Origin of the sequence: Paraburkholderia madseniana (assembly GCF_009690905.1) — a bacterium.
Lineage (GTDB): Bacteria > Pseudomonadota > Gammaproteobacteria > Burkholderiales > Burkholderiaceae > Paraburkholderia > Paraburkholderia madseniana.
This window is the reverse complement of the sequence record NZ_VOSW01000004.1, coordinates 112,732-134,423: the sequence shown is the minus strand read 5'-3', so window position 1 is coordinate 134,423 and position 21,692 is coordinate 112,732. Positions and strand designations below refer to the sequence as shown.

Annotated in this window: 20 protein-coding genes; 2 read left to right on the top strand and 18 right to left on the bottom strand. The window is 60.6% G+C overall.

The genetic code is table 11. The features are described from left to right. Positions 1–25 precede the first annotated feature (25 nt). The 5 genes from FSO04_RS03735 to FSO04_RS03715 form a co-directional block, all read right to left on the bottom strand. Positions 26–2,308: an FdhF/YdeP family oxidoreductase gene (locus FSO04_RS03735; protein ID WP_154558424.1), complete on the bottom strand. Its 2,283-nt coding sequence runs from the start codon at positions 2,306–2,308 to the stop codon at positions 26–28. 251 nt (positions 2,309–2,559) lie between these two features. Continuing rightward, complete coding sequence (locus tag FSO04_RS03730; RefSeq protein ID WP_154558423.1) at positions 2,560–5,349, bottom strand: ATP-dependent Clp protease ATP-binding subunit; 2,790 nt, start codon at positions 5,347–5,349, stop codon at positions 2,560–2,562. A gap of 450 nt (positions 5,350–5,799) precedes the next feature. Beyond that, positions 5,800–6,180 carry a TraR/DksA family transcriptional regulator gene (locus FSO04_RS03725; protein WP_154558422.1) on the bottom strand — a complete coding sequence of 127 codons (381 nt, stop codon included), beginning with the start codon at positions 6,178–6,180 and terminating at the stop codon, positions 5,800–5,802. A gap of 146 nt (positions 6,181–6,326) precedes the next feature. Continuing rightward, the gene (locus tag FSO04_RS03720) at positions 6,327–6,527 is read right to left on the bottom strand and encodes a hypothetical protein (protein ID WP_154558421.1); all 201 of its coding nucleotides are present in this window, start codon (positions 6,525–6,527) and stop codon (positions 6,327–6,329) included. Between the two features lie 28 nt (positions 6,528–6,555). Next, entirely contained in the window at positions 6,556–6,807 is a 252-nt protein-coding gene (locus tag FSO04_RS03715) for a hypothetical protein (protein WP_154558420.1), read from the bottom strand. 229 nt (positions 6,808–7,036) lie between these two features. Here FSO04_RS03715 and FSO04_RS03710 point away from each other — a divergent pair, with 229 nt between their 5' ends. Then, positions 7,037–7,375 (top strand): DUF6566 family protein, encoded by a 339-nt coding sequence (locus FSO04_RS03710; RefSeq protein WP_233464730.1) that lies wholly within the window; start codon positions 7,037–7,039, stop codon positions 7,373–7,375. 92 nt (positions 7,376–7,467) lie between these two features. On the opposite strand, the gene FSO04_RS03705 is transcribed toward FSO04_RS03710, so the two are convergent. The 7 genes from FSO04_RS03705 to rhaM form a co-directional block, all read right to left on the bottom strand. Next, entirely contained in the window at positions 7,468–7,827 is a 360-nt protein-coding gene (locus FSO04_RS03705) for a host attachment protein (protein ID WP_233464729.1), read from the bottom strand. A 291-nt stretch (positions 7,828–8,118) separates the two neighbouring features. Beyond that, complete coding sequence (gene rhaS, locus FSO04_RS03700) at positions 8,119–9,126, bottom strand: rhamnose ABC transporter substrate-binding protein (protein ID WP_154558419.1); 1,008 nt, start codon at positions 9,124–9,126, stop codon at positions 8,119–8,121. 94 nt (positions 9,127–9,220) lie between these two features. After that, positions 9,221–10,237 (bottom strand): ABC transporter permease, encoded by a 1,017-nt coding sequence (locus FSO04_RS03695; protein ID WP_154558418.1) that lies wholly within the window; start codon positions 10,235–10,237, stop codon positions 9,221–9,223. Further along, complete coding sequence (locus FSO04_RS03690; protein ID WP_154558417.1) at positions 10,230–11,288, bottom strand: ABC transporter permease; 1,059 nt, start codon at positions 11,286–11,288, stop codon at positions 10,230–10,232. Before FSO04_RS03690 ends, FSO04_RS03695 begins: the two co-directional genes overlap by 8 nt. Further along, positions 11,285–12,814, bottom strand: a complete 1,530-nt coding sequence (locus FSO04_RS03685) for a sugar ABC transporter ATP-binding protein (RefSeq protein ID WP_168435554.1) — start codon at positions 12,812–12,814, stop codon at positions 11,285–11,287. The genes FSO04_RS03690 and FSO04_RS03685 overlap by 4 nt, the downstream gene beginning before the upstream one ends. A 53-nt stretch (positions 12,815–12,867) precedes the next feature. Beyond that, positions 12,868–13,761 (bottom strand): amidohydrolase family protein, encoded by an 894-nt coding sequence (locus FSO04_RS03680; RefSeq protein ID WP_154558415.1) that lies wholly within the window; start codon positions 13,759–13,761, stop codon positions 12,868–12,870. Between the two features lie 32 nt (positions 13,762–13,793). Then, the gene (gene rhaM / locus FSO04_RS03675; protein ID WP_154558414.1) at positions 13,794–14,117 is read right to left on the bottom strand and encodes an L-rhamnose mutarotase; all 324 of its coding nucleotides are present in this window, start codon (positions 14,115–14,117) and stop codon (positions 13,794–13,796) included. A gap of 140 nt (positions 14,118–14,257) precedes the next feature. Between rhaM and FSO04_RS03670 the strand changes: the two genes are divergently transcribed. Further along, positions 14,258–15,256 carry a LysR family transcriptional regulator gene (locus FSO04_RS03670; protein WP_154558413.1) on the top strand — a complete coding sequence of 333 codons (999 nt, stop codon included), beginning with the start codon at positions 14,258–14,260 and terminating at the stop codon, positions 15,254–15,256. A 15-nt stretch (positions 15,257–15,271) separates the two neighbouring features. On the opposite strand, the gene FSO04_RS03665 is transcribed toward FSO04_RS03670, so the two are convergent. The 6 genes from FSO04_RS03665 to FSO04_RS03640 form a co-directional block, all read right to left on the bottom strand. Beyond that, positions 15,272–16,054, bottom strand: a complete 783-nt coding sequence (locus tag FSO04_RS03665) for an L-rhamnose 1-dehydrogenase Lra1 (protein WP_168435553.1) — start codon at positions 16,052–16,054, stop codon at positions 15,272–15,274. Between the two features lie 75 nt (positions 16,055–16,129). Next, positions 16,130–17,308, bottom strand: coding sequence for an L-rhamnonate dehydratase (gene rhmD / locus FSO04_RS03660; protein WP_154558412.1), 1,179 nt, complete (start codon positions 17,306–17,308; stop codon positions 16,130–16,132). 49 nt (positions 17,309–17,357) lie between these two features. Continuing rightward, positions 17,358–18,686, bottom strand: coding sequence for an MFS transporter (locus FSO04_RS03655; RefSeq protein WP_154558411.1), 1,329 nt, complete (start codon positions 18,684–18,686; stop codon positions 17,358–17,360). A 101-nt stretch (positions 18,687–18,787) separates the two neighbouring features. Beyond that, positions 18,788–19,540: an SDR family NAD(P)-dependent oxidoreductase gene (locus tag FSO04_RS03650; RefSeq protein WP_154558410.1), complete on the bottom strand. Its 753-nt coding sequence runs from the start codon at positions 19,538–19,540 to the stop codon at positions 18,788–18,790. A 170-nt stretch (positions 19,541–19,710) separates the two neighbouring features. Beyond that, complete coding sequence (locus FSO04_RS03645) at positions 19,711–20,958, bottom strand: MFS transporter (RefSeq protein ID WP_154558409.1); 1,248 nt, start codon at positions 20,956–20,958, stop codon at positions 19,711–19,713. 301 nt (positions 20,959–21,259) lie between these two features. Then, positions 21,260–21,568: a hypothetical protein gene (locus FSO04_RS03640; protein WP_154558408.1), complete on the bottom strand. Its 309-nt coding sequence runs from the start codon at positions 21,566–21,568 to the stop codon at positions 21,260–21,262. Between the last annotated feature and the right edge of the window lie 124 nt (positions 21,569–21,692).

The following is a 21,692-nucleotide window of genomic DNA, read 5'->3' as shown; positions in this document are numbered from 1 at the left end:
TTGATCGACCCGCTATCGCTCAAAGTCAGGCGTCTGCCGAGCGCACAACATGAACCGGAACAGACTTGTACGAAGGCGTACCGCTCTCCTTGTCGATGAAGTCGAGCGGCACCAGCACGTTGGCTTCAGGATAGTATGCCGCCACTGAACCCGGCGCGATGTTGTAAGCAATTACCGTTATTTTCTTCAAGCTACGCTGCCTGCCCGCTGAAATCGTTTCAATGTCGACCAGATCGCCATGCTCGAGTCCACGTGCGGCAAGATCGTCTTCGTTCATAAACAGCACGTCACGCCGGCCGAACACACCACGGTAACGATCGTCCATGGCATAGATGGTGGTGTTGTACTGGTCGTGGCTGCGGATCGTGATGAGACGCAGCACATTTTCAGCGCCGAAAACCTCTGCATCTTCCTTCACCCCGCCGTACACCGAGAACATCGCCTTGCCTGACGGCGTGGGCCACACGCGTTCCGTCGGAGGAAGCGGCATACGGAATCCTCCGGGCACCCTGATTCGGGTATTGAATGCCTCGAATCCCGGCACGGTTTGCTCGATCAGGTCTCGAATCTTGTCGTAGTCGGCAACCAGTTCCGACCATGCCACCTTGCTGTTCGGCAACGCAGCTCGCGCAATACCGGCGACGATCGCCGGCTCGGATAGCAGGTGTTCGGAAGCAGGCTTCAGCTTGCCTGAAGAAGCGTGGACCATCGACATGGAATCCTCGACCGTAATGGATTGCCGGCCGGTCGCCTGGATATCCAGTTCCGTGCGCCCCACAACAGGCAGCACGTACGTTTCTTTTGCCACCAGCAGGTGCGAGCGATTGAGCTTGGTACCGAGATGAACGCTCAAATCGAGGTTGCCCATTGCCGGAAAGCACTGCTCGGAATCGGGTAACGCAACCGCGAAGTTTCCGCCGAGGCAAATCAGGGCCTTGGCCGTACCGTCGATCATCGCCTGCATCGCCTGGACGGCATCGTGTCCGTGCGCCGCGGGCGGCTTGAAGCCGAATACATCTTCGATCTGCTTGAGGAAGGTGGCGGACGGTTTTTCGGTGATACCGACCGTGCGGTTCCCCTGCACGTTGGAATGCCCGCGCAAAGGGCAGATGCCTGCGCCGGGTTTGCCGATGTTGCCGCGCAATAACAACAGATCCGTAATCAGACGGACATTGGCGGTGCCCTTGTTATGCTGGGTAACGCCCATGCCATACGTGACAATCGTCGCATTGGATTTTGCATAGGCAATCGCAACCTCGTCGATATCCTCACGCGTGAGTCCACTGGCCTTTTCGATATCGTCCCATGACGTCGCTTCCAGATCGGCCGCAAACGCGTCGAACCCTTGGGTATGCGTTGCAATGAACTCGTGGTCCAGGACAGTGTTGCCCTGTTCCGCGTCCATCTGCAGGAGCGCCTTCATGATGCCTTTGAGCGCGGCGGCGTCTCCGCCGGCGTCGAGCTGAAAATAGGTCGACGCGATTCGGGTCGACGCAAAGGTCGCCATTTCGAAAACGCTCTGCGGATCGGCGAAGCGCTCCAGCGCGCGCTCGCGCAGCGGATTGAACACGATGATCGGCACGTTGCGCCGCGAGCATTCGTGGAGCGTCCCCATCATGCGCGGGTGATTCGTGCCGGGGTTGTGGCCGATCGAGAGGATCAGTTCGGTCTTGTCGAAATCATCCAGCGATACCGTGCCTTTGCCGATCCCGATCGACTGGGGCAAGCCAACGCTGGTCGGCTCGTGGCACATGTTCGAACAATCCGGGAAATTGTTGGTGCCATATTCCCGCGCGAGCAACTGAAAGAGGTAGGCGGCCTCGTTCGACGCTCTGCCTGAGGTATAGAACTCGGCTTCGTTGGGCGAGGACAACCCGCGCAGCACTTCACCAATGCGAGCAAATGCGTCCTCCCATTCGACCGCCCGGAATTTGTCCGTGGCGCGGTCGTAGACGAGCGGATGCGTCAGCCGGCCAAGATCCTCCAGTTCGTAATCCGTCCGTTGCAGCAGCGACGACACCGTGTTGCTCTCGAAAAACTCCGGCGTCACGCGCTTGGTCGTCGCTTCCCATGTGACCGCTTTGGCGCCGTTCTCGCAGAACTGGAACGTGGACTTGTGCTCCTTGTCAGGCCACGCACAACCCGGACAATCGAAACCGTCGGGCTGATTGGTCCGCATCAACGTGATCGGCGCCTCGATGCTTTCCATTTGGGTTCGGACCGCTTGAGCTGTCGCCCGGAGCGCCCCCCAACCGCCAGCGGGTCCGTCATATGGTCGGATTCCAGGAACTTCTCGTCGTGTGGTCATTTGATACTCCATGGCCTTTATTAGGATGCCTGATGGCTATCCAGATTGAGGGTACGTCGCCTCACGGCATAAAGCGTGAATACGGAATCAGTCTAGCTGGGTTGATACGCTGCGAAAGGTACAGATCGGCCCGTGGCGAGCGTGCACAGTACACACAGTACATGTGCGGTCACAGCGCCTGTATCGCCCAGACTGGGAGTCCGCACGCCGCCGGCGATGACGTAGCGGCGTCTCCCAGAGGGTTACGCACCTCATCCCTTCGAATGGGTGCCTACCGTTGCCTCGGCGCTGCTGACCTCTTTGGACGGCTTCTTCTTCGCACGTCCGTTGCTACCCTTCGCGCCCGTCGCCTTAGGCGTAGGCGGCGCCTCGCTCTTGCTGAACTTCACTTCGCCGCTGTCCTTGTCGTAACTGACCTCGACGCTGTCGCCCGACTTCAAGGCGTCGCTGAGAATCTCCTTCGCAAGCCGCGTTTCCAGTTCCTGACGAATCTGGCGCTTCAACTCGCGTGCACCGAACTCCGGCCGGTAACCGGCATCGGCGAGGTGATCGACAACCGATTCGTCTATCTTGAGGGTAATGTCCTGTGCGGCGGCAGTGCGCACGACCCGTTCGAGCTGGATCTGCACGATCGAGCGGATGTTGTCGCGCGAGAGCCTGTGGAAGACGATGATCTCGTCGATCCGGTTCAGGAACTCGGGCCGGAAATGCCCCTTGAGCACCCCCATCAATTCCTCGCGGATTGCTTTCTCGGCCTGGCGATCCCCCTCGGGTTTTTCGAGGTTGTCCATGATGATCGACGCGCCGAGGTTGCTCGTCGCTATGATGATCGTGTTGCTGAAGTCCACCACACGGCCCTTGCCGTCGGTCAGCCGCCCGTCGTCGAACACCTGCAGCAGCACGTTGTACACGTCGGGATGCGCCTTCTCGATCTCGTCAAGCAGGATCACGCAGTAAGGGCGCCGCCGGACGCGCTCGGTCAGTTGCCCGCCCTCGTCGTAACCGACGTAGCCCGGAGGAGCGCCGATCAACCGTGCAACCGCGTGACGCTCCATGTACTCGGACATGTCGATACGAACAACCGCCTGCTCGTCGCCGAACACGGTTTCTGCCAGCGCCTTCGCGAGTTCGGTCTTGCCGACGCCCGTGGGTCCGAGGAACAGGAACGTCGCGATCGGCCGGTTCGTCTGGCCGAGTCCGGCACGTGACAGGCGTACAGCATCGCTCACGGCAATCACCGCGTCGTCCTGGCCTACCACGCGTTCGCGCAGCTTCTTCTCCATATCCAGCAGCTTCTGGCGCTCTTCCTGCGTGAGTTCCGTGACGGGAATGCCGGTAAGACGCGACACCACTTCGGCGATTGACTGCACGGTCACTTCAAGCGTCTCCGAACCGGTCTTGCGCTGCCATGCTTCCATCTGCTCGTCGAGCTTCGCCTGCTTTTCGCCGATAGTTGCCTCGAAAGCCTTCGCTTCATCGAATCGCTTGCGCGAGGACGCATAATCCTGCTCACGCTTCATCTGGGCGATTTCGGCTTCGAGCTCCTGGATGGCCGCGGGACGCGAGGTCGCGCCGATGCGCACGCGTGCCGCCGCCTGGTCAATCAGGTCGATGGCCTTGTCAGGCAAAAAGCGCGATGTAATGTAGCGATCCGACAGTTCGGCCGCCGCAACGAACGCATCGTCGGCGAAAGTCACCTGGTGGTGTGCCTCGAGCTTGTCGCGAAGGCCGCGCAGGATGACGATGGTCTGGTCGACCGTCGGTTCCGGCACCAACACCGGCTGGAAGCGCCGCTCAAGCGCTGCGTCCTTTTCGATGTACTTCTGATACTCGTTGAGTGTCGTTGCGCCGATCAGACTGAGCTCGCCGCGCGCAAGCGCGGGCTTGAGCACGTTCGCGATGTCGAGGCCGCCTTCTCCCCCGCCTTGTCCCGCGCCCACGATCGTGTGCAGTTCATCGATGAACAGGATCAGTTCGTCCTTCTTGGCCGTGACCTCATCGATCAACTGCTTGGCGCGCTCCTCGAATTCGCCGCGATACTTCGCGCCTGCCACCATCGAGTTGATGTTGACTTCGACGAGCCGCTTGCCGCGCAGCACTTCAGGCACGTCGCCGTTGATGATGCGTTGCGCCAGGCCCTCGACGATCGCCGTCTTGCCGACACCCGGCTCGCCGATCAGCACGGGGTTGTTCTTCTTGCGCCGCGCGAGCACCTCGATCGTGCTTTCGATTTCCTGCGCGCGGCCGAGCACCGGGTCGAGTTTGCCCTGACGTGCCATCGCCGTGAGGTCGCGCCCGAACTTGTCAAGGTTGGGCGTGCCGGTTGGCGCGTCGACGCGACCGTCCTCCGCCCCTTTACCGACGACTTTCACGACTTTCTGCCGCAACGCTTCCGGCGTCACGCCATATTTCTTCAGCAATGTGCCCGCGATACTGTCCGGCACGGCAGCAAGCCCAATGAGCAGATGTTCCGGGCCAACGTATGAATGCCCCAGATCGCGCGACGCCTGGAACGCATATTGGAACGCCTTTTTCAAACGAGGCGACACGGTCATCTTGTCGACTGGCGAGTCAGGATCGCCCTTTCCCTTCTGCGCATGCTGATCGATGTAAGCCTTGATATCCTGCGGCGAGAGCTTGAGTTCCTTCAGCAACGCCGCACACACATCCGTGTCCGCGAGCACGTACAGCAGGTGTTCGGTGTCGAGTTCGTTACGGCCAAGCTCGTGTGCCTTTTCAGCAGCGCGCTGCAACAATTCGAGCGTCTGCTCGCTGAAAGCATCCGTGGCATCGACCGATTCACGCGGCACTTCGGCGTATCCAGCGTCATCGTCCTCGGCCCCATCCTCCATGCCGCCGAAGAAGCGCGACAGGCCGCCGCCCCCCAGCAATGAATCGAACGGATTCTGCATGCTTTGATGCCGCATTAGTTGCCGGTAGTCGTAGTCGCAGATCGATAAGGATTTCCGCTCCCCGTTTTGCACAACGGTTACACGGGCGACAGCGGGTCGGGCATTACAGATTTCGCAGAGGGCTGGCATCGGGAGTCACCTTTTCGGTTAAGGCATCCGGCTACGTAAAAGGTTATGGGGCGCGGTCATATGAGTTGCGAAGGCTTGGCGGGCTTCGCCAACAGGTCAGCTGAGTTTCTGTTCATGGTCCGTTTGTCTGGCTCAATAACCGGGGACCCGTGATAGTGATAGCTCATCGAGCGCGGTTTAAGCATCGGCGCGGAGCAGGTGTTCGTGCTCGACGAGCACTGTCTGAACAATACGGATCGGTTACAACGTCGATATCAACATGATTAGCATAACGAAACCCAAAATCCGCCCTTGGATTCTATGAGGGGTTTGTGAATAATGGAACATTGGTTTTTCCGATGATAGGCAATGGCGCAATCTGCCACCGGGGCCTCATGGAACAGGATTTCGCGGCCCGGCTTCAGGACCGCATCACGGCCATTCCCGACATCACAGCGGCGTTGGACGCCATCATTTGCCGGTCTCGCGACGGCTCTGCTCTTCAACGGTGAGGATCGCTTCCGGGGCGACTTCGAGCCGGGCTTTCGGTATCGGGTCACCACTCGCATCGGAGAGACCGTAGGTCCCCTCGTCGATCTTCTGCAGCGCCCGCTCGATGTCGTTGATGCGCTGGTCGTTCACGTCGTGCAGCGCCTGGTTGACCTCGTTCTGCGCCATGCCTTGCGCCTCGTCCTCGAACTCGTGCGCTTCGTCGCCGTGCTGCTCCTCGGCTGTTCGCTCGTTCGCGATCGTATTCTCCTCTCCACCCAACAGTTCCTGGCGTAGCGCGAGGAGGCGCTTGCGCTGCTGCGCGATGAACTCGTCACTCAACGTGCCCTGCTGCTCCGACATGGTTCTCTCCCTCGCCCTATATCAGGCGACAGCGCACTTTCAGCCAGCCTAAGGCAAGAATAGTACTAATTTGTAGAGATCAAAGTGCTATCTCGACCGTTTCGGAACGGCGTGCTCTACTCACCGATTCACCGTGGTATGGACGATCACGCACCCAGTTCCTGAAACGCATGGCCGTTCGCCTCGAGCCCATTCAGAATGTCTGGCGCCAGCTCGCTTTGCCACACGTGTCCATTGAGTTGCCAGTCACTTGTGTCGACGAGGTCGGGGAGGCCCGCTCCCGTGCGCACATAGAGGCCCAGTGTCGGCTTCTTCAGGTTGATGTAGAAATCGAATTCCTGCTGCATGGCAATACCTCATGCGAGATACCGAGAATCAACTATCGTCGACGTTGTCCGCATAGTGGTCGATAGCGACCTTGCACTCGTCCACAACGACCTGAAGGAAAGCGGGCTCATTTCTTTCGACCCATCGTTCCACATGGAGAAAGCGGGCCGTTCCCAGATCGGCGATGCGTTCCTGATCCGAGGTTGTGACATCGACCGTGACGATCCCCCGGTTACCCTGCAGCGGTGAGATCGTTGCGGCGATCTGGAACCGCCGATACGAAAGTTCATTCTGTGCCATGAAACCTCCCGTCAACCGAAAAGTGTGAGCCTCACGATTCTTTTGTACTCGAAGTCTATGAGCAAGTCATGTTCATGTGAACATGGGTTTCTCCGATGCTAGATATTGGTGAAATACGCCTACCGGTTTGTCACTGAACCTCAATAATCCGCGTGTCGGACTGCTGGAGTTACGGCATGATGGCGCTAGAAGAGAGGCCCGCACGCTGCGTTGCGGGCGGATATCGATCATGACCGCTGCAAAGGAGAAAACGATGCCAACACGCACTGTTTCTTACGGCGAATACGAAATCGCCGTGCGCCCTGAGCGCAACAAGCTCGGCGCCTGGATCGCAAGTGTCAGTGTGAGTCACGGCACCCGAACAGTCGTCGATATTCGTCCCATGACCGTTCAACCCGAGTGGCTAACCGAAGAGGAGGCGGCAAGAGACGGGGTCGAATGGGGATGCCGGTTCATCGATCGCGAGTTCAACACGCCGCCGTCTCGCTCATGGGTTGCCGAGCGGTCTCATGCGGAAACCTGGTTCCGTGATGCCGAGGAATCGGGTAGCTCGGAAACCAGCGTGTAGATAACACATCAACACAGAAACCCTGCGAGGCCACGATCCGTGGCCAGGTCGGGTTGACTGTGTGAAGGCTATATCACACCGAAGGCAGCCGATCAGTGTCGCCGCAGGTGCGCCTCAATTTGCCGGGCATTGAGCGTCGACAGATCCTCGCTGGTTTGCTCGAATATCAATCGACGGGTTTCCTCGCTGAGATCCGCTTTGACCATGCCGAGAAACTTCGGCTCGATGGCAAGTCTTAGCCGATTGTAGAGTTGATGGAGCCGCCCTGCCTCCAGATACGCGGCAACGCGCTTCGCGAATTTCTCGCGGTCCTTTTCCGTCAGCATCGTGCCGGTATATTCAGTGTTGATGAGACTTTCTTTTTCATGCAAGTCGAGTGTGAGTCCCGGCGTCTGGAAAACACGCGCACGGCCTCCGTCAGCCACAACAAGCCACGTCATTCCGATCATCATGCACCTCTAAGCAGGGATTTATCTGCGTGTACGGCATCCGTTCTGATTGCTCGCCTCCGTCCTCGCCGAAAACCGCGACCGCCAACTGCTGCGTCAATGATCATCCGTGGTCCGAACGGCGCTCACTCAAGATAGCAGTTCGGAGCCATCACGCCCACGGTCGATTTACCGATTCATAGTATAGGTCTTAAAGTTCACGCCGACGCCTCCCGCGCGTATCCGCAGCGGCTTCCGGTTTGGCCCGGCCGGCACGCATATCCCGTACCCGAATTGCGGCGCCCCGCTCGCTGGCTAGAAATTGAAGTTGTCGATATTGCTCGCATCGAACGTGGTCGGCGGTCCAAGAATGATTTCGCCTTGCGGTCCGATCGTGCGCTTGCCGAGCTTGCCGGCATCAAACGATTCGCCTTCCTTCCCGGCAATCGTTCCCGACGACAGCGCCGCTGCCGCATAAGCCGCCAGATAGCCGAGCTGATTCGGATCCCACAACTGGAACGCCTTGACTGTCCCGTTCTTCACGAAGGCACGCATCTGATTCGGGGTGCCCAAGCCGGTCACCTGTACCTTGCCCTTGCTCGACGAGGACGAGATATAACGCGCCGCCGCTGCAATGCCCACCGTGGTCGGCGCAACGATCGCCTTCAGATTCGGATACGCCTGCAGCAAGCCCTGCGTTTCGACGAACGACTTCTGGTCGTCGTCGTTACCGTACGCGATCTTGACGAGCTTGATCTTCGAGTACTCGGGCTTTTTCAACTCCTCCTGCATCCACTTGATCCACGTATTCTGATTCGTCGCGTTAGGCGTGGCCGACAGCACGGCAAACTCGCCCTCGCCGCCCATCAGTTTCGCGACCAGTTGGATCTGTCCCCGCCCGATACCCTCCGCGTTCGCCTGGTTGACGAAAAGCTGACGGCCTTCAGGCGCCGTGTCGGAGTCGAAGGTCACGACCTTGATGCCTTGCGACATCGCTTTCTTCAGATACGGCACGACCGCGTTCGCGTCGTTGGCCGCGATCACGATCGCGTCCTGCCGCTGCGTGATCAGCGTGTTGATGTATTGCACTTGCGACGAGGCGCCCGCATCCGACGGTCCCACGACCTTGCCCACCCCGCTGAACTCCTTGATCGCGGCCATGCCGCCGTCGTCGGCAATCACTTCATAGGGGTTGTTGATCTGCTTCGGCACGAAGGCAATCTTCAGGCCGCTTTTCAGGCCCGCCGCGGACGCGGCACAACTGATCGCGACTAGCGCAATGCAAAGCGCGGTCTTGCCGGTGTGACGTAGAGGATTGAACATGAGCTGTCTCCTGCTTTGTTGTTGGACGACATGCTGTCCGGGTTGTCGGTATTTGGTATTGGGTATTTCTTGTGGAGCCGGTTTTAAGAGAACGTTATAAAGAAGAAGCGGACTTCGCGATGAAACGCCGGTCACGCGCCGCACGCCAGCGCGCAACCAGATTGGGAATCAGCACCGATGCCAGCAGCAGCACGCCGGTGACGATCGTCAGCGTTTCGCTCGACACATCGTCGAGCGTCAGCGCGTTTTTCAGCACGCCGATGATCAGTAGCGAGAGCAGGACGCCGAACATCGAGCCGCGTCCGCCGAAAATACTCACGCCGCCGAACAGCACAGCCGCGATCACGGACAATTCGAAGCCTTCGCCGTTATCGCCGCGTGCGCTGGTGAAGCGCAGCGTGTAGACGACGCCCGCCAGCGCGCTCATCGCGCCGGACAGCACGAATAGACGCAGCCTGATCTTCGCGACTTCGATACCGGAGAAAGCCGCCGCGGTCGGATTCGCACCGATTGCGTAGAGGCTGCGGCCAAACGCCGTAGACTGAAGCAGCACGGTAAACAGCACCGCGCCGACGATCACGATCGCAAAAGGCAATGGAATGAAAGTCGAGCCGACCGTGTCCATGCCGAACGCTGTATAAGCTGCGGGAAAATCCGCGACCGCCTGATCGCCGAGCAGCACATACGCGAGGCCGCGAAACAGCGCCAGCGTGCCGATGGTGACCGCGAGCGAAGGCAGATTGAGCTTGACGATCACGAGGCCGTTCAGCAGACCCGCCAGCGCGCCGGCAATCAATACCAGCACGATCACGACCGGCATCGGCAGGCCCATGTGCCACAGCACGCCCATCAGCGCACTGGACGCGCCCAACACCGACGCCACCGAAAGGTCGATTTCCGCGGCGACGATAATCAGCGTCATGGGCAGCGCCATCAGCGCGATCTCGGTCAGATCGGCGAGGATGTTGCTGACATTCGCACTGGTGAGAAACACCGGCGACAACAAGCGCCCGAGCACGAGCGACAGGGCCAGTACGATGACCAGCAACACTTCCCATTGCAACGGCGTTTCGCGTTTGCGCGTGAGCAGCGCGGAATCGGGTTTAGCCATGATCGCGTTTCCTCATCATGCGTTTGGCGACGGAGCGGGCCAGCAAGGTGTCGGCGGTAATGGCGGCGACGATCAGCGCGCCCTGAATCGCCTGCTCCCAGAATGGCGAGACGTGCAGCACGACGAGCGCGATACTGATCACACCCAGTACGAGCGCGCCGAGCGTGGCGCCGAGGATGGTGCCCACCCCACCGGTGATCGCCACGCTGCCCACCACGGCGGCGGCAACGACTTGCAATTCGATCCCCTTCGCGGTGCTCGCGTCGACGGTGCCGAAGCGCGCGAGCCACAATGCGCCCGCGAAACCGGCAATCGCGCCGGACAGCAGAAAACCCGCCATGACGCGCCGTTCGACGTTCACGCCGGCAAGCCGCGCCGCCTCCGGATTCGAGCCGATGGCGTAGTGTTCGCGTCCGCCGCGAAACTGCTTTAGATAAACAGCCAGCCCGGCCAGCACGACAATCGCGATCAGCGCGAGAGTCGGTATGCTGAAGAAAGTGCCGGTAGCGAGACGGGAAAACGTGTCAGGCAAACTGGTCGCGTTGATCTGGCCGCCGTGTACCCACGCATAGTCCGCGCCGCGGAAGATGTAGAGCGTGGAGAGTGTCGCCACCAGCGATGGCACGCGCCCCACGGCAACGAGCAATGCGTTGATACTGCCCGCCACCAATCCGATCGCGAGTCCAGCCAGCAACGCGACGATCACCGGCATATGCGGAAACGCAACGTACAGGCTGCCGACCGCATACGCGCTGATACCGACCGTCGACCCGACCGACAGATCGATATGCCGCATCAGAATCACTACCGTCATGCCGGCCGTCAGCAAGCTGATGATTGACACGTTGAGCAGCACGTCGCGCAGATTCTGCAGATTCAGAAACTGCGGTTTCGCGAGCCCCGTGCCCACGATCAACAGAATCAGCACGACGAAGAGCGTCGTTTCGCGGCTCTTCGCAATGCCCGCGATGAAGCCGCCCGGCGCACTGCCGGTGCGCTTGGGGGTTGACGCCTGAACCGGCGCGGGATGGATCGAAGAATGGCGCATCATGCTGCGTTCCCCAACGGATGAGCCGGTTGGCCGAGCGCCGCGCCCATGATGCGTTCTTCGTCGGCTTCGGCGCGCGCTATGTCCGCGCTGATACGTCCCTCGTGCATGACCAGTACGCGATCGGCCATGCCGAGTACTTCCGGCAATTCGCTCGAAATCATCAGCACGGCCATGCCATCGCGCACCAGCTCCGCCAGCGCGCCATACACCTCGGCCTTGGCGCCGACGTCGATGCCGCGCGTGGGTTCGTCGATGATCAGGACCTTTGGATTCGTGGCGAGCCACTTGCCCAGCACGACCTTCTGCTGATTGCCGCCGGACAGCGTGCCGACCGGCGCATTCGGGTCACCCGCTTTGAGGCGCAAACGCGTGCCCCACTGATTGGCCAACTGCGTTTCGCTTCGCGTGGAAATCAGCCCATGTTTGACGAGACGTCCAAGCACCGTCATCGAGGCATTGCGCGCGACACTCAACTCCAGTGCCAGCCCTTGCTGACGACGGTCCTCCGGGACCAGCGCGAGGCCGGCACGCACCGCGGCGGCCGGACTGCCTGCGGTGAGACGTTTACCGCCAATCGAAATTTCACCCGAATCGAGGGGATCGATGCCGAAGATCGCGCGTGCCACTTCGCTGCGCCCCGCGCCGACGAGGCCGGCCAGCGCGACGATCTCGCCTGCGCGGACGTCGAAGGAAATATCCTTGAAGACGCCGATGCGCGTGAGTCCACGCACTGACAATCGCACTTCGCCCGGTGGCCGGTCGGCCTTGGGATAGAAGGTTTCCAGATCACGGCCCACCATCTTCGCGACGATGGATTCGGTGGTCAGATCGGCAGTGAGGCCATCGAATACTTTCGCGCCGTCGCGCATGATCGTCACGCGTTGCGTCAATGTGAACACTTCGTCGAGTCGGTGTGTAATGAACAGAATCGCCACATCACGCTCACGCAGCTTGCGCACGATTGCAAAGAGCCGCTCCACTTCCGGCAGCGACAAGGCGGCGGTCGGCTCGTCCATGATCAGCACGTTCGCGTTCAACGACAACGCCTTCGCAATTTCGATCACCTGCTGATCGGCAATCGAGAGCCCACGCACCAGTTGATCCGCACGCAGATCGACCCCGAGCGAGGCCAGCAAACCATCCACCTCGCGGCGCATGGCGTCGTACTGAATGCGGCCGATCCGGTCGACCGGCTGCCGCCCCATGAAGATGTTCTCCGCGATCGAGAGATCGAAAAACAGCGTCGGCTCCTGATAGATCACCGCGAGACCCGCGTCGCGTGCTTCCGCAGGCGTTGCAAATCGGCGCGCCACGCCGTCGACCAGCAGTTCACCGGTATCCGGCTGATGCACACCCGCGAGAATCTTCACGACCGTCGATTTGCCCGCGCCATTTTCGCCGAGCAATGCATGCACTTCGCCCGGCCACAACGCGAGATCGCCGTCGGATAACGCACGGACCCGGCCGAATGATTTGCTCGCGTGCCGTAGTTCGAGCCTGGGCACAGCGGATGGGGATTGCTGCACTACGTGTCTCCTTCTCTTTTGCTTTTGGGAATGCGTCAGACGCGGCAGGTACGTCAGATACGATAAAAACGCTCCGCGTTACGGCAAAACAGCGCTTCTTTTTCAGCATCGCTCGCGCCGTCGACGATCGACGCGTACGCGTGCCACAAATCCTGGTAAGAGCCGAACAACCGATCGACCGGAAAGTTCGACGCGAACATCGCGCGCTCGACGCCGAACGTATCGATCGTCTCAAGCACATAAGGCCGCAGGCTTTCGATGGTCCACTGATGATCGAACATGGCGAGTCCGCTGATCTTCACCGCGACATTCCTGCAACTCGCAAGCGTCCGCATACCTTCACGCCACGCGCGATAGCCGGCAACGCTGCTGCGGTCCACGAACATCCCCGCATGATTGACGATAAAAACCGTATCCCCATGCGCGCGCGCCAACCCAGCCGCCTCCTCCATCTGCGACGGATACAGTTGCAGATCGAACGACATGTCGTAACGGCGCAGCAACGCAAAATGTTCGCGCCACTGCGGCTCGCGCATGAAATGACGGCCTACGTAATCGAACAGCTTGTTCTCGTGCACATTCAGGATCTGCCTGATGCCACGGGTATTGGCGAACGACGCATGCGCTTCGAGCAGTTCGGGTGCGTTCGCCGCGGACAGATCCACGGCGGCGACAATCGCATCCGGCATGCCACGCGAGGCCGAACGATCCGCAATGGACTGCAACCAGCGGGTTTCCTCGACCGGATCGGCAGGATCGTGATTCGCCTCTACGTGCACCAGTTTCAGCACCTCGATATCGCCCGCCTCGCCGAGCAGATCATCGAGCAGATAGTCGTGCTTCAGATCGCGCGCGTCACCCACGAACGACACGCCCGGGTTTTCCAGCCACGGATAGCGATGCGTCCTCAGATCCCACAGATGGATATGCGAATCGACAACCTGCATGCGACATCCTCCGCCCATTGGGCCAAGCACAGTCAGCTAAGCGAATTCAGATGAAAGACCGGCTCCAGCGGTTGCTGAAACGGCGTGTGGTCGGGGGCGGTCTGCATGATGTCGGCCATGTAATCCCACCATTTGCGCATCACGTCGAGTTGCGGCAGCGCGTTCATCGTGTGATTCGTGCTGCGCGTCAGAATAGCGAACAGGTGATGCGAGTCTGCGTCGAAGAAGATCCGATAGTCGCGCACACCGGCGTTGTGCAATGCATCAACCAGTTCAGGCCAGATTTGCGCATGACGTCGTTCGTATTCTTCGCGCATGCCGGGGTTGAGCACCATCCGGAAAGCGATTGTTTCCATTGCGGCCTGTCTCCCGTCGTATCCGGGCGCTTTCCCTGAGAAGCGTAGAAGCGTCTGGTACGACTATAATTCCTGCGTCGATAGCATCTCAATCCGTTGTTGGGATTGGGCGATCCACAAACCGAATCGCACCCGGAACCATGAGCCAACACTCAGCCGCCATCGCACTCGTCAATCGGCTCAAGTTCAAGCATCTGGCGCTGCTCGTCGCGCTCGACGACGCGCGCAATCTCCACCAGGCCGCCGAGGCCATCAACGTCGCGCAACCCAGCGCGAGCCGCATGCTCGGCGATATCGAGGAAGCGTTCGGCTTCCTGCTGTTCGAGCGCAACGCGCGCGGCATGACGCCCACGCCGCTCGGCGTGGTCACGCTGGCGTATGCGCGGCGTGCACTCGCCGAGTTGACCCGTTTCGCCGAAGACCTCGACGTCAAACGCCGCGGCGGACATGGACAGTTGACCGTCGGCGCGATCATGGGCGCCGCGCCCGATTTGCTGGCCATGGCGGTCGCCGCCCTGAAAACCGAAAGCCCTCTGCTGAACGTGCGCATTCTTGGCGAAACCAGCGACCAGGTCGTGCAATTGCTGCATCGCCGCGAAGTCGATCTGGCGCTTGGACGGCTGACCAGTCCGTTGCAACACAACGATTTCAGTTTCGAACCGCTCGCGCGCGAGACGTTGCTGCTGGTGGTGCGTTCGGTGCATCCGCTGGCGCAGCGCTCGCGCATCACGTTGCGGGAGCTGATCGACTGGCCGTGGGTGGCGCAACCGGTCACCAGTCCAGCGCGCGTGCTGTTCGAAGAGGAACTCGCGCGTGCGGGTCTTGCGACACCCGTCAACCTGACCGAGTGCGCGTCGATCTTCGCCACGCTGCAATTGCTCGAGAACTACGACGCCGTGGCCATGCTGCCCGAGTCCGTGGTGCGCGATCATGTGCGTGGCAAGCTGCTGGTTGCGCTGCCGCTCGAGATCGGCAAGAGCCTCGCCGGCTTCGGCATTCTCACGCGCAAGGAAGAAGCGCTCGCCGAACCCGCGTTGCGCTTTATCGATTTGCTGCGCGGTTTCTCGCGCAAGCTCGCACGCGACGATCCCACCGCGACCGCGACTGAGCCTGTGATCGTATCCGCACCGATTCATTGACGTCGCCATCGCCCGTTACTGCAAGTTGACAAACAGGCCGCCGTCCACCAGCAGCGCGGCGCCTGTTACATAACGCGCGCGGTCGGAGGCAAGGAATACCACGCAATCGGCGACATCCTCCGGGCGGCCCAGTCTGCCCAGCGGAATACGCTTTTCGAAGTAGGCTCTTTTAGCTTCGTCGGCGAGATCTTCCGCGTTCAGGTCGGTCGCGATCGTGCCGGGCATGACCGAATTGCAGCGAATGCCGTACGGCCCCAGCGCTACCGCGCATGACTGCATCAGCGAATGCACACCGGCTTTGGTCGGCGTGTAGTGGGTTTGCATGCCGCCGCCCACCAGCGCGCTGATCGAACTCGTCGCCACGATCGCACCACCCGTGCCCTGCGCTTTCATCTGCTGCGCGGCGGCTTGCGTAACGTAGAACGCCCCGTTCAGATTCACTGCCACCGTCGACTCCAATACCTCGGGCGGCATGTCGAGAAAGGCGTGAAACGGACAGATGCCGGCGTTGCTCGCGAGCACATCGACTTTGCCGAAGGCTTCGACAGTGCGGCGAACAAGTTCCTGACCGGTTTCGCGTAAGGCGACATTCCCTTCGATCGCGATCACGCGCCGCCCCAAGGCTTCAATTTCGCCGACCACTTCCGCGACGGCCGAACGTCGCCCATACGATGCGTCGTTATCGCCCCAGTAGTTGATCGCCACGTCCGCACCTTCGGTTGCGCACGCAACTGCTATCGCGCGGCCGATGCCACGCGAGCCGCCGGTAACGATCACGACCTTGTCCTTGAGCAACACGTCATTCTCCTGTTGGCTGGATCGATAAGATGTCTTGCGGGTTGAAATCTAGTCCAACCCACCTTCAATAAGCATTCAGCGTGGATAAGGCCGCACCAGCGCGCACTCCGGATTGAGCCGCACACCGAAGCCCGGCGTGTCGGGCACTTTCATCCGTCCATTCACGGGGACCGGTTCATCGAGCAGCAGCGGCGTGAACATCGGCACGACTTCATTCGCCTTCGGCGCCATCATCAGAAACTCGGCGAACGGTGAGTTGTGCCGCGTGACGACGAAGTGATAGCTATACACCGACGAACCGTGCGGCACCACCATCACATTGTGGGCATCGGCGAGCGCGGAGATCTTGATGAGTTCGGTGATGCCGCCGCACCAGCCCACATCCGGCTGAATCAGATCGCAGCACTGCATCTCCAGCAGCATGCGAAAACCCCAACGCGTCGCTTCGTGCTCGCCGGTCGACACCATCATGCCGCGCGGCACGTTGCGGCGCAGCTCGGCGTAACCCCAGTAGTCGTCCGGCGGCAGGCACTCTTCGATCCATTTCAGACCGTACTCGTGCGCCGCCTGCGCGAGCCGCGTTGCATACGGTACGTCGAGGCTCATCCAGCAGTCGTACATCAGCCAGAAGTCATCACCTACACGGCTACGCATCTCGGCGAGCTTCTCCAGATTTTTCTTGAGACCCGCTTCGCCTTCGGCAGGACCATGCTGCAACGGCAATTTGCCGCCGATGAATCCCATCTCCTTCGCGAGGTCCGGACGCGCGCCGGTCGCGTAAAACACGAGTTCGTCGCGCACCGGGCCGCCCAATAGTTGGTACACCGGCTCCTTGCGCACTTTCGCAAGCAAATCCCACAACGCAAGATCGACGCCCGAGATCGTATTCAGCACCACGCCTTTGCGGCCGTAGTACAGCGTCGAGAAATACATCTGATCCCACATCTTCTCGATGTCGGTGACGAGCTGCCCCTCGAGAAAACGTGCGAGATGTTTTTCAACGATGAACGCGCCGATCTCGCCACCCGTCGTCACCGCAAAACCAACCGTGCCGTCGCTCGCTTCGATCTCGACCACCAACGTGCCGAGCACATTGATGCCGAATGACTGCCGGCTCTCGCGATACTCCGGATAACGCGCCATCGGCGTGGCAATGTGATCGTCGATCCAGTGTCCATCGGGTTGATCGTGATAGTCCGCGCCGCCACCGCGGACGATGAAGGCACGCACGTGCCGGATAGTAGGCATGGCCATGAAAAGGGCTCCGTTATGGGTGCGTCGAACGTGCAGCCAAAAAATGCGCCTAGCGGGCGCGGTGCAGTAATTGTTGGAAAGACCCGCTTGATTGGACGCCGTCACGACATAACAGCGTGCCGATCATGAGCGCCGCCAGCAGACTCGACACGCCCAATACGATCAGCCCCGCCGAGGTCGACGAAAACGCCCGTTCCGCCGCAGTGCGCAGGCTCGGCGCAATAAATCCACCGAGGCCGCCGAGCGAATTGATCAGCGCGATTCCGCCCGCCGCTGCGGCACCCGTGAGGTAGCGCGTCGGGAATGTCCAGAACAGCGGTTGCGCCGCGATGAAGCCGCTGGCCGCACAGCACAGCGCGATCAGGCCGATCGACGGGTTATGCGCGAGCCCCGAGGCGCCGATGCCGAGACCCGCGAGCACCAGCAGCGCAACCGCCCAGCGCCGGTGTGCACCCGTACGATCCGCTCGACGCGGCACGTACCACGTGACAGCCAACGCACACAGCCATGGCAGCGCGCCGACGAGGCCAACGCGCAAACCGACCGTCGTGCCGAGCAAAGCCGCCACCTGCTGCGGCAAATAGAAGATCACGCCGTAGACGCTCATCTGAATCAGCAGATAGATCGCCGAAAGCAGCAACACACGGCGGTCCACCAGCGCAGCGAGAATATGACGCGGCCCATGCGCCGATGCGGCGAGCGCATCGTCATCAAGCGCGCGGCGCAAGGTGGTGCGCTCCTGCGCGTCGAGCCACTGGGCGTCTTCAGGACGGTTGTCGAGATACCAGAACGCCCACACGCCGACCAACGATGCCAGCGTCCCCTCGATCAGAAACAGCCACTGCCAGCCGGCCAAACCCATCGCGCCATGCAGTTCGAGCAAGGAACCCGACAACGGACTGCCGAAGATGAACGCCAGCGGCGCACCGAAATAAAACACGCCCACCGCACGCGCTCGCGCCGCTTGCGGAAACCAATGCGTCAGGTAATAGATCACGCCGGGGAAGAAACCGGCTTCGGCGACACCAAGCAGAAAACGCAGCGAGTAGAAAGCAGTCGGCGTATGCGCAAGACACATCGCCGCCGAGACGAGCCCCCAGGTCACCATGATCCGGCACATCCACGCGCGCGCACCGACCTTGTGCAGCAGAAGATTGCTCGGTACTTCGAACAATGCATAACCGACAAAGAACACGCCCGCGCCGAAGGCAAAAGCCGCATTGGACAAGCCCGTGTCGTGCTGCAACGCTTTCTGCGCGAAGCCGATATTGGCGCGATCGAGAAACGCCAGCACGTACATCAGCAAGAGAAACGGCAACAGCCGGCGCATGACCTTGCTGTTGATCGCCTCCAGTGAAGCGGGCGAATGCGGATTCATGTCGTCTCCTTCACAGAGCATGCGGGTCGCGCTCTGCGTTGTTCCACCTTTCTTTTGCACCGCCACTGCAACTGCTACGGCTTAGGCGACGCTGTGACGACTCAGTAAGTGGCGCGGCCGCCGGACAGGTCGAATACCGAGCCGGTGCTGAAAGCGCAGTCTTCGGAAGAAAGCCAGAGAATCAGCGACGCCGCTTCTTCCGGCAACAGAAAACGGTTCATCGGAATCTTCGAGAGCATGTAGTCGATATGCTGCTGCGACATCGAATCGAAGATTTCCGTTTTTGCCGCCGCGGGCGTGACCGCATTGACGAGGATGTTCTTCGTCGCAAGTTCTTTGCCGAGGGATTTGGTCAAGCCGATGAGCCCGGCTTTGGAGGCGCTGTAGTGCGAGGCGTTCGGGTTGCCCTCCTTGCCGGCCACCGACGCGATATTGACGATCCGGCCATACCCCTGCTTGAGCATCTGCGGCACGACCGCGCGACAGGTGAGATACGGGCCGATCAGATTCACGTCGATCACGCGGCGCCAGACCTCGGGGTCCAGCTCCCACGTCGTGCCGTTGCCGCCGGTGATGCCGGCGCAGTTGATCAGCACGTCGATCGCGCCATGGGCGGCGACCGTTTGCGCCACCGCCTGAACCACTGACGCTTCCTGGGTGAGTTCAACTGTGTCGGCGGTGACTTTGCCGAGTTCGCTGAGTTCGCGCTCGCTGCGCGCGAGGCGCTCGGCGTCGATGTCCCATAGCGCGACCGACGCGCCCGAGTTCAGCGCCCGTTGAGCCACTGCGTAGCCGATGCCGCGCGCGCCGCCGGTAATGGCGACAACACGCCCCTCCAGATCGATTCGATTCATCGCTGTGCTCCTGTAGCAGGCCCGAGAGGCCTGCCGTTCAGTTGTTGTATTTCTGCTGTCTGTGCTTTCGTCCAGCAAATATACGAGCGGTGCGATGCGCTAACAATCCGTGTATTGGAGGGGCCGATAACAAAATCGGATCGGTTGACGTGGCGCTCGACGCTTACCGGCTAATCAGTACACGCCGGACACGCCATCGCTTCCGCTGGCACTTCCTGCTTGCTTCGTCCGAAGCTCGCGAGCGCCGCGAGTCCCAGCAGCGCCAAACCGCTGCCGAAGAGAAAGTCGGCGGAAATACCGACATGGTCGACCACCACGCCACCAATGAGCGATCCCAAAGCAATGGCAACCTGAATGATGCTGACAAACAGCGCCGAGCCCGCTTCGGGCGAATCCGGCGTGGCGCGCTGAATCCAGATGCTGAAACACAGCGGCAGTGCGCCGAACGAAACACCCCACGCGAGTACGAGCGCGGCGACCCCGATTGGCGATTGTTCCAGCAACGGCATTGCCAGCAGCGCGAACATGAGCAGAGAAACCATCACGCCCAGAGACACTTTCAGATTACGCGTCACCGTCGACGAAACGGCGAAGTTCGAGAAGAACCCAATAATGCCAAAGCCGAGCAGCAGCCACGTAATCGTCGACATCGTGAAACTCGCGTTATGCAGCAGGAACGGCGTGATGTACGTGTACGAGGAGAAATGCGCGCCGAATACGAGCGCCACCATCAGCATGCTTCTACGCGGATGCGGGCGGCGCAGCAGCGCCACCAGATCGCGCAGCCGCAAGGCGGTGCTCGACGGCAACGACGGCACGAAAACGAACTGCGCCACGAGCGCGATCGCGACAAGCACGCCGGTTGCCATAAACGAAGCACGCCACGACGCGAAGCTGGCGATGAATGTGCCGAGCGGAACACCGATCACCGTCGCGCAAGTCACGCCGGTCAGGATCGTCGCCATCGCTTTGGCTGAATCTTTCGGCTGCACGAGGCGCCCCGATGCCGCCGTTGCCAGGGTCCAGAAGCCGCCCAGCGCCGCGCCGAGCAACGCGCGTCCGACCAGCATGAACAGGAAATCGGGCGCGAAGGCGGAAATCAGATTCGACGCCAGCAGCAAGGCCGTGAGCAACAGAAAGACACGCCGGCGATCCATCCGTCCGGCCACCAGCATCAAACCGGGCGCCGAGATGGCGGCAATCACGCCCGGCACCGTGACCATCAGCCCTGCGGTGCCAGGCAGCACACCCAGATCCGCCGCTATATGCGGCAGTAGTCCGACAGGTAAAAACTCCGTGGTCACGAACGCGAACGCACCGATTGCAACGGCCACAACGGCGAGCCAGGAACGCAGGGACGACGAAGCCCCATCGTCCGGCGAGGCAATGCTCGCCGGCAGATTATCTTCCATCAACATAGTATTGTTTGCGAGTAACTAAACAACGGGTGGGATTGGAGCAGTCACCGGACTAATCAAATCGCAGACTGCAAATCATGAATAAAAAAGCAGGCGGTATTGGCCTGCTTATGATTGCGATCGGAAAAGACAGCGAGTGAAAACCCGAATGGAACACACCTTAACATCGTATTAAATCGCCCGCTGACGACTCCGTAAAATTGCACTCGGGCGTGTGGGTATTCCGATCAGGGTGCCGTGCGCGAATGGAATTGGAGGCGGTGCGTTCTGCTCCCCCACCGCCTCCTGAACTGCCGGCCTGCTATTGGCCAAAATAGATCCTGCATTGCGGCCCGGAAGCGCACGGCCGCTCCTGTCGGCCTCCCACTTCCGTAGCGCCTGCGGCCACCCCGCCATAGGAGGCGTTCTGCACCGGTTGCCCGGCCGGCATCGCGGTCCGCACAGTGTCACCAAACGACATGTCGGTGGTGTCCTGCACTGATTCGTTTGCGTTCTGCATGAGCGCCCGGCCCGACGCGGCTTCGCCCTGCTGGCTGTCCAGTGCGCCGGCTGTGCTCGGCGCCAGAAACAGAGCGGCGCTTGCCAACGCCATCAATAAACGTAGTTTCATGTCCAGACTCCTCGAATCCGGCGCAGCAGCGCTTAACCCCTTCAAAAAAAGAAGTAATCCGCGAAAAACGTCGTGTCATCAAATCGAACTGACGAACTGACAAAGGGGCGAATGCCTATGCGGG

Coding starts and splice junctions, on each gene's coding strand:
- FSO04_RS03735 (WP_154558424.1), bottom strand. CDS start 2,308: ATGACCACACGACGAGAAGTTCCTGGAATCCGACCATATGACGGACCC.
- FSO04_RS03730 (WP_154558423.1), bottom strand. CDS start 5,349: ATGCCAGCCCTCTGCGAAATCTGTAATGCCCGACCCGCTGTCGCCCGT.
- FSO04_RS03725 (WP_154558422.1), bottom strand. CDS start 6,180: ATGTCGGAGCAGCAGGGCACGTTGAGTGACGAGTTCATCGCGCAGCAG.
- FSO04_RS03720 (WP_154558421.1), bottom strand. CDS start 6,527: ATGCAGCAGGAATTCGATTTCTACATCAACCTGAAGAAGCCGACACTG.
- FSO04_RS03715 (WP_154558420.1), bottom strand. CDS start 6,807: ATGGCACAGAATGAACTTTCGTATCGGCGGTTCCAGATCGCCGCAACG.
- FSO04_RS03710 (WP_233464730.1), top strand. CDS start 7,037: ATGACCGCTGCAAAGGAGAAAACGATGCCAACACGCACTGTTTCTTAC.
- FSO04_RS03705 (WP_233464729.1), bottom strand. CDS start 7,827: ATGATGATCGGAATGACGTGGCTTGTTGTGGCTGACGGAGGCCGTGCG.
- rhaS (WP_154558419.1), bottom strand. CDS start 9,126: ATGTTCAATCCTCTACGTCACACCGGCAAGACCGCGCTTTGCATTGCG.
- FSO04_RS03695 (WP_154558418.1), bottom strand. CDS start 10,237: ATGGCTAAACCCGATTCCGCGCTGCTCACGCGCAAACGCGAAACGCCG.
- FSO04_RS03690 (WP_154558417.1), bottom strand. CDS start 11,288: ATGATGCGCCATTCTTCGATCCATCCCGCGCCGGTTCAGGCGTCAACC.
- FSO04_RS03680 (WP_154558415.1), bottom strand. CDS start 13,761: ATGCAGGTTGTCGATTCGCATATCCATCTGTGGGATCTGAGGACGCAT.
- rhaM (WP_154558414.1), bottom strand. CDS start 14,117: ATGGAAACAATCGCTTTCCGGATGGTGCTCAACCCCGGCATGCGCGAA.
- FSO04_RS03670 (WP_154558413.1), top strand. CDS start 14,258: ATGAGCCAACACTCAGCCGCCATCGCACTCGTCAATCGGCTCAAGTTC.
- rhmD (WP_154558412.1), bottom strand. CDS start 17,308: ATGGCCATGCCTACTATCCGGCACGTGCGTGCCTTCATCGTCCGCGGT.
- FSO04_RS03655 (WP_154558411.1), bottom strand. CDS start 18,686: ATGAATCCGCATTCGCCCGCTTCACTGGAGGCGATCAACAGCAAGGTC.
- FSO04_RS03650 (WP_154558410.1), bottom strand. CDS start 19,540: ATGAATCGAATCGATCTGGAGGGGCGTGTTGTCGCCATTACCGGCGGC.
- FSO04_RS03645 (WP_154558409.1), bottom strand. CDS start 20,958: ATGTTGATGGAAGATAATCTGCCGGCGAGCATTGCCTCGCCGGACGAT.
- FSO04_RS03640 (WP_154558408.1), bottom strand. CDS start 21,568: ATGAAACTACGTTTATTGATGGCGTTGGCAAGCGCCGCTCTGTTTCTG.